8 protein-coding genes and 1 tRNA gene are annotated in these 6530 nt (G+C 64.1%); 6 read left to right on the top strand and 3 right to left on the bottom strand.

Annotated elements, in window-relative coordinates:
* Position 1: 1 nt before the first annotated feature.
* A tRNA-Glu gene (locus ACWIVK_RS08195) sits at positions 2-75 on the bottom strand.
* Positions 76-165: 90 nt separating this feature from the next.
* On the opposite strand from ACWIVK_RS08195, the gene ACWIVK_RS08190 reads away from it, so the two are divergent.
* The 6 genes from ACWIVK_RS08190 (at position 166) to ACWIVK_RS08165 (ending at position 4693) form a co-directional block, all read left to right on the top strand.
* A complete protein-coding gene (locus ACWIVK_RS08190) occupies positions 166-777 on the top strand; it encodes a DUF2085 domain-containing protein (protein ID WP_448576159.1) in 612 nt (203 codons plus the stop codon).
* Positions 755-1966, top strand: coding sequence for a bifunctional phosphopantothenoylcysteine decarboxylase/phosphopantothenate--cysteine ligase CoaBC (gene coaBC / locus ACWIVK_RS08185; RefSeq protein WP_448576158.1), 1212 nt, complete (start codon positions 755-757; stop codon positions 1964-1966). Before ACWIVK_RS08190 ends, coaBC begins: the two co-directional genes overlap by 23 nt.
* Positions 1963-2304 (top strand): hypothetical protein, encoded by a 342-nt coding sequence (locus tag ACWIVK_RS08180; RefSeq protein ID WP_448576157.1) that lies wholly within the window; start codon positions 1963-1965, stop codon positions 2302-2304. Before coaBC ends, ACWIVK_RS08180 begins: the two co-directional genes overlap by 4 nt.
* Before the next feature lie 143 nt (positions 2305-2447).
* The gene (locus ACWIVK_RS08175; RefSeq protein ID WP_448576156.1) at positions 2448-2570 is read left to right on the top strand and encodes a hypothetical protein; all 123 of its coding nucleotides are present in this window, start codon (positions 2448-2450) and stop codon (positions 2568-2570) included.
* A 48-nt stretch (positions 2571-2618) separates the two neighbouring features.
* Entirely contained in the window at positions 2619-3788 is a 1170-nt protein-coding gene (locus ACWIVK_RS08170; protein WP_448576155.1) for a baeRF10 domain-containing protein, read from the top strand.
* Positions 3785-4693 carry a diacylglycerol/lipid kinase family protein gene (locus ACWIVK_RS08165; protein WP_448576154.1) on the top strand — a complete coding sequence of 303 codons (909 nt, stop codon included), beginning with the start codon at positions 3785-3787 and terminating at the stop codon, positions 4691-4693. The genes ACWIVK_RS08170 and ACWIVK_RS08165 overlap by 4 nt, the downstream gene beginning before the upstream one ends.
* A 22-nt stretch (positions 4694-4715) precedes the next feature.
* Here ACWIVK_RS08165 and ACWIVK_RS08160 read toward each other — a convergent pair whose 3' ends face one another.
* Together ACWIVK_RS08160 and ACWIVK_RS08155 are read right to left on the bottom strand one after the other, a co-directional pair.
* Complete coding sequence (locus tag ACWIVK_RS08160; RefSeq protein ID WP_448576153.1) at positions 4716-5582, bottom strand: RodZ domain-containing protein; 867 nt, start codon at positions 5580-5582, stop codon at positions 4716-4718.
* An 11-nt stretch (positions 5583-5593) separates the two neighbouring features.
* On the bottom strand, positions 5594-6355 hold the full coding sequence (locus ACWIVK_RS08155) for a hypothetical protein (protein WP_448576152.1): 762 nt from the start codon (positions 6353-6355) through the stop codon (positions 5594-5596).
* Positions 6356-6530: the final 175 nt, after the last annotated feature.

Below are 6530 nucleotides of genomic sequence, written 5' to 3'. Positions count from 1 at the left end.
GTGCCCCCAGCGGGATTCGAACCCGCGATCTCCACCTTGAAAGGGTGGTGTCCTAGGCCTCTAGACGATGGGGGCCAGCGCCCACGCAATCTCTGCCAGTATAAACTTTCCCGGGTGATTGCGTCAAAGGTGCGACCTATAGGGACCTATAGAGGGGAACGGCCCATGGATCAGCCACATCCTGCACCCACGCCGATCGCGGTGGTGCGGGCCGAGCGGTTCGAAGCCGTCGTGAATCGGTCGGTCGCGTTCTGGGCTCGGCACTGGCTCGCTGGACTGAACCTGCTCGCTGGCGTGTTCGCATTCTTGCCGTTCCTCGCCCCCTGGCTCCTCGCCCACGGGTACACGACGTTGGCGAATGCCATCTACTTTGCGTACCGCTTCGTCTGCCACCAGAAGCCCGAGCGCAGTTTTTTCCTCTTCGGTCACCAAATGGCGTACTGCCAGCGCGACCTGGCTATTTACATGGGCGTGTTCGCGCTGGGAATGGTGTATGCGGTTGTCCGGCGCTGGCTCCGACCGCTTTCCTGGCGGGGTGCGCTCCTCTTGTCGCTGCCGATGGCGATCGATGGTCTGACGCAGCTCGTCGGTCTGCGCGAGAGTACGTGGCAGCTGCGGATCCTGACTGGCGTCTCGTTCGCGTTGGCGACCGTCTGGTTCGTGTACCCTCGGCTCGAGAGCGGTTTTGCTGAGGTTCGGGCAGTGCTCGCTGCCCGATCACTGCAGCTCGAGCGCGGAGCGAAGGGGTCCGGCTGTGGCCAGAGTACTGGCGAATAAACGGGTCGTCGTCGGTGTCACGGGCGGGATCGCTGCGTACAAGACGGTCGAGCTTGTCCGTCGCCTGATCCAGGGTGGCGCCATCGTCGATGTGGTGATGACGGAAGCTGCCACCGCGTTCGTCGGCTCCTTGACCTTCCAAGCGATCACGCGTCGCCCGGTACAAGTCACGACGGTCGGCGTGTGGGAAGGGGAACAAGCTGGACATGTCACGCTCGGTGCGGCTGCCGACGTCATGATCATCGCTCCGGCGACAGCTGATGCCCTGGCCAAGCTCGCGCACGGTCTTGCGGATGACGCTGTCACGCTGACCGCGCTCGCCTGCCCAGCACCGCTCATCGTCGCGCCGGCGATGGATCACTACATGTACCTGCATCCAGCAACGCAGGACAACCTGGAGCGCCTGCGGGAGCGTGGCATCACGGTGATCGGACCGTATCGTGGACCACTCGCCTCCGGGATGGTCGGGGAGGGTCGAATGGCCGAGCCCGCGGAGCTGTTCGGGGCCATTCGGACGGTGCTCGGTCGTGCCGGGCCCTTGGCTGGTCGCCGAGTGGTCGTGACTGCTGGTCCGACACGCGAAGCGATCGATCCAGTACGATTTTTGAGCAATCACTCGAGCGGCAAGATGGGTTATGCGTTGGCCGAGGTGGCACGCGACCGCGGGGCACGGACGACGTTGATCAGTGGTCCGACCTGTTTGCCTGCTCCATTCGGTGTTCGCTTCGTCCCTGTCGAGAGCGCGGCCGAGATGGCGGCAGCCGTCGAGGAAGCGATCAACGATGCGGACGTGCTGGTCATGTGTGCGGCCGTCGCTGACTTCCGCCCCCGTCACGTTTCTGCCGAAAAGATCAAGAAGCGTACGGCCTCGCTGTTGCTCGAGCTGGAGCCGACACCGGACATCTTGGCATCGCTCGTGCGTCCTGGACTCCTCAAGGTCGGGTTCGCAGCGGAAACAGAACGGCTCCTGGAGCATGGCCGCGAAAAGCTCGTTCAGAAAGGGATCGATCTGCTCGTCGTCAACGATGCACGACGGACGATGGGGGCAGAGACTGCGCGCGTCACGTTGTTGCGACCTGGTCGCGGACCCGAGGAGTTACCTGATCTTCCGAAGGAGGAAGTAGCGGAACGGATCTGGGATGCGATTCAGGAACTGCTCGCTGAAAGGGAGAGGACTGCACGGGGATGACTGGTCGGCCTCCACTGCGTGCCCGGCGTCTCCGACGGCGCGGGGCAGTCGCGGTGCAGTTCGCCAATTGGATTCCCGTCCTCGTCTCCGTGTACTGGTCGATCCTCGTCGCGCGCTGGTTTTTGTGGGTTCTGGCACACGCAGTCGGGGGGCAGTTCACGCAACTCCTGGTCATCCACCGATGGCTAGCTTGGCCCTTCACCGACCTTCCTGGTGCGTCTCGCTGGCCGTTGCTTGCCGACATCGTCGCTGTGGTTCTGAGTGGCGTGACTGCTCTCGGTCTTCTGGGCGTCGCGGCGGGATGGTGGCGGGAAACCGAGCGACACCGCGCATCCTGAGCCGCCTGTCCTGACATGGCGAGAGCACGAGGACTGCCAGCGCGAATCGCCGCGAACGCTGAGATCGAGCGTGGTAGACTGCTGGATAGACAATCGAGCGGGGAGGCCGGAGGGCTCGCGTGCGTGGCCAAAGGAGCAGTCGGATGGTGCGCAACCTCGTCCGTGGGGTTCTCAATCTGGTACTCGCCGCCGCAGCGACCTGGCTCGCCAACTATTTGGTCGAACGCCTCTTTGGTCCCGAAGAAGCGGTGAGCGAGCGTTCCTGAACGACAGTGGATTGAGCATCTGAGCGACGGGTATGGGGAGGGTCGAGCGTGGAGATAACGCGTCGTGAGGTCGAAGGCTTGGGGGCACTGCGCAGCGACGAATGGCCGATCATCAGTCTCTATTTGCGAGTCGATAAAGAGCATATCACGGACGATCACTATTCGATTCGGCTGAAAAACTTGCTCAAGGAGTTGGAGCGAGCGCGCGAACAGATCGGACTGAACCGAGCGCAGTCCCAAGCGGTCGACGAGGACGTCGAACGGATCCGCGCCTTCTTCCGCGATCACGGAGACGAGTTCGGTCAGGGAGTAGCCCTTTTCGCGAGTAGCCGGGCTGGCCTTTGGCGCGTCTATCATGTGCCGCGCGAGGTCGGTAATGAAGCCGATCTCGATTTCCGGCCTGTCATCGGGCGCCTGGTGCGCGTGGTCGAGTTGTTCGAGCCGGTCTGTACGTGTGTGATTTCGCGAGACCGGGCAAGGATCTTCCGCGGCCATTTGGTGAGCTTCCAAGAGGTGGCCGTGCGACTGGACGAGGAAGTCCCCGGCCAGCATGGGCAGGGAGGCTGGTCGCAGGCACGTTTTGCCCGCCACATCGAGGATCATGTGCGCCAGCATTTCCAGCGAGTCGGGCAAGTGCTGTTCCAGCTCTTCGAGCAAGATCCGTTCCGCTTCCTCGTGGTCGCTGGTCCCGACGAGGTGGTCGCGGACTTCGTGGATGGGTTGCATCCGTACTTGCGCGAGCGCTATGTCGGATCCTTCAACAGTTTGATGGAGGCGACAGCCAAGGAGATCCGCGAGGAGACCAAGCGCATCGTGACCGCGTGGCAGGAGCAGGAGCGGCGACGCTATGTCGACTTAGTGCTGGAGGAGGCACTCAGTCAAGACATGGCGGTGGTCGGATTAGAGCGCGTCGTCGAAGTGGTGCAGATGCAGAATGTCAACAGCCTCGTCGTCGATGACCAGCTGAGTGCGCCGGGGCGATACTGCTTGCGCTGCGGTGCCCTGCAACCGATCGGCAGTGAGGCGAGCGAGTGCGTGTTCTGTGGCGGCTTGACGCGCCTGCGCGAGAACATCGTGCCGGAAGTCTACGCCGAGGCTTATCGGCAGAATGCGAATCTCGTCTTTCTCAATGAGCGGGATTTGCGCGCGCGACTGGAGCCGTTTGGCAGCATCGGGGCGATCCTACGTTATCGAATCGGGGCGCCGGCGACCTCATGAAGGCGTTTCCGACGCTCGCGCTCATCGTCAACAGCGGCGCTGGGCGGGTGCGCCCGTCGAGCGTGGCGCGCGTTCGGGAGGAACTGACCAGGCGCTTCCGGGTCACTGTCCATGTCGGCGCTTCACCCGATGAGGTGGCGAGGCTGGCACGCCAGGCGGCTCGCGAAGCTGAAGTGGTCGTGGCATTCGGTGGGGATGGTACAGCGAGCCGCGTGGCTGCTGGTGTGGTCGGTAGTGACGCGGTCTTCAGTGCACTGCCCGGAGGCTCCACCAATCACGTTACACGTTTGCTGGGTTTCCCGGATGATCCAGTGCGGGCGGCGCGCCTCCTCGCCGGCCCAGTCCGCTTCCGCTTTCTCGACGTTGGTCGCGTGGACGCAGAGCGAGTCCTCCTGTTCCTGGGCGGTACGGGTATCGATGGGGCGATCGTCCGCGATGCGCCTCCGTCCGCCAAGCGTTTCTTCGCGTGGCGAACCTATCTCCTCCCGGGACTCCGCCATCTGCTGGACGGCCCCTGGCCTTTTACAGTCGAGATCGATGGGATCCAGCACGTGGTGAGCGCGCGCAGCGTGCTTCTGGCCAACGGCTCGTTTCTCGTTCATCCGTATTTCCGTCTCGGACCAGCGATCGATCCCAGCGATGGAGTGCTGGACGTACTCATCTTGCAGCCGCCGCATCTCGTGGGTTGGCTGGAGCTGTTCGCCTGGACCGCGCTCGGTCGCTTGTGGCGCTCGCGCTACGTCTCCTCGTACCGTGGGACACGGGTGGTCGTGCGAGCAGCGACACCGGTCCCGGCCGAGATCGATGGGGACAATTGGATCGGCATCACCGAGCTCGCTGTCACGGTCGAGCCCCGAGCTCTGCGCACCCTGGTTCCCGCGTTCGTCCGCGGTGTCGGCGAGTGAAAGCTCGTCGGGCCGTTCTCGATCACGGGTAGCTGGCGGTGGCGTCCCAACGTTGACCCAGCGGCCCGCGATCCTGGCCGTCGACGATGATCCGCACGAGTGGTGCATTACCCGAGCTGACCGTCATCGTCTTGCCGCGGAAACGCCGTCGGTCTCCCTCATTCAGCACTTCAGCGAGCACCGTGCGGCCATCGACGGTCACCTGAACCCAGACCCGACCCGTGGTCACGATCTCGAAGGTGTGCTCGGTCGTCGCCGGTCCGGCAGGGGTTGGTGTTCCTGTCGTTCCTGATGTGGGGGAAAGCTCCGGTTTCGCTTCGGTGGAGGACGCCGGGGCAGGGTAGGCTGTTGCATTCGCCGGGCTGCTCACCGGTACCGTGCCTGGTGGCACAGTGGGGACGGTCGCGGCATTCGCTACCGGCGCGGTTTGTGCTCCGGTCATCGTTGGCCCGCCTGCCTCGGTGCTGGTCAGGACGCTGCTCGTCGCCGGTGTCGGCAGCGTCTCGCGGGGAACCAGGTAGGTCGTGTAGACGAGTGCGAAGACGATCGCGGAGATCGCGAGCATGAAGACGATCACAGCGAAGTTCGGTGCCCAGTGCATGAGTGGTTCTCGGACAGGCTGTACCGAGGGGACGACGCGGAATCCCATGCTGCGCTGACCGTGCGCTTCCTCGAACTTGGCGAGGACTGTGACCGGATCGAGACCCAAGTACTGGGCGTACAGGCGAACGATGCCGCGTGCGTAGGTCAGGGGTGGGAGCTGCTCGAACGCTTCCTGTTCCAGCGCAGCGAGATAACGGCGGTTGATGCGGGTCGCACGCTCGGCGTCGAGGAGCGTCACGCCGCGGTACGCGCGTGCGTTCCGCAATAATTCCCCGAACTCACTCATGCCGTGCCCCCTCAGGAGCTCGCTCGGCGCCGGCGTTCCTGCTGACGCATGCTCAGAAGCTGGCGCAGCAACTCGTCGACCAAGGGCGTCGGCTGGCCATGGTGGGAAATATCGGCTTGCTGGAGCCACCAATCATCGGTCGGTAACCACCAGGAACCCAGTGTCCCGTGGCAGCCCAACGTCTCCGCAGCGACGAGCGTTCGTTCGGGAAAGGCATAGCGATTGGCGCACCAGCCGTGACGTCCATCTCCTACTGGCCGAAAATCGCGACAAGTGCGGCAAATGCGCGGGAGCGCAGCGAGCGAGGCATGGGCCGCGGGCTGCACGTCGTCGAGCCGTGGTTCGATGAGGAGCGATGGTTCGGTCGGTTCTCGGCCTGCATGCTCTTCGATAGTCGGGAACGGTTCCGTCTCACCACTCTGACCGTTCGCTCGGTAGCTTTCGGTCGCTGGCTTGGAATGGTGATGGTGCACTGAGCGAGCGGCTGCAGGGGAAACAGAGGAGGGACTGACCGGAGTGGCCTCGGGGTGGAGGGCAGGGTTCGGAGAATCTGCCCGTTCAGCCCACGAGCCGGCGATCACCGACAGGGCAGGGCGGCTATCGGACTCGCGCGGCTCCCAGAGGTCCTGATCCCAGTTGGTGCGGCAGGCGAGTTCACCGCGCCGGACGAAGACGACGTCCTGGAGGCCTTGCCGCTGGGGGTGGCGACACCAGCCGGATCCAGCGAGCCCACCCTCTTCGAAGTAGCGGCACGTCCCGCAGCGTCGCTGCATCAGCGATACCCCTCTCTCAGCGCCGGAAACCAAGCGCGAGGTCGCGAGCCCCGCGCGACGGCCGTTCGCCTGATCGAGCGCCACCCGCGCACTATCCTAGCACACGGTCTCGCCGAGTGCGGCCCGTCGCTCGAGCATCCTGCTCGGGCGGTATAATGACAGACTGTACGAGACA

The sequence above is a fragment of the Thermomicrobium sp. genome (assembly GCF_053493975.1).
Note: the sequence above shows the minus strand (reverse complement) of the source record. Positions and strands in the feature narration are given on the sequence as shown.

Coding starts and splice junctions, on each gene's coding strand:
- ACWIVK_RS08180 (WP_448576157.1), top strand. CDS start 1,963: ATGACTGGTCGGCCTCCACTGCGTGCCCGGCGTCTCCGACGGCGCGGG.
- ACWIVK_RS08155 (WP_448576152.1), bottom strand. CDS start 6,355: ATGCAGCGACGCTGCGGGACGTGCCGCTACTTCGAAGAGGGTGGGCTC.
- ACWIVK_RS08190 (WP_448576159.1), top strand. CDS start 166: ATGGATCAGCCACATCCTGCACCCACGCCGATCGCGGTGGTGCGGGCC.
- ACWIVK_RS08175 (WP_448576156.1), top strand. CDS start 2,448: ATGGTGCGCAACCTCGTCCGTGGGGTTCTCAATCTGGTACTCGCCGCC.
- ACWIVK_RS08160 (WP_448576153.1), bottom strand. CDS start 5,582: ATGAGTGAGTTCGGGGAATTATTGCGGAACGCACGCGCGTACCGCGGC.
- ACWIVK_RS08165 (WP_448576154.1), top strand. CDS start 3,785: ATGAAGGCGTTTCCGACGCTCGCGCTCATCGTCAACAGCGGCGCTGGG.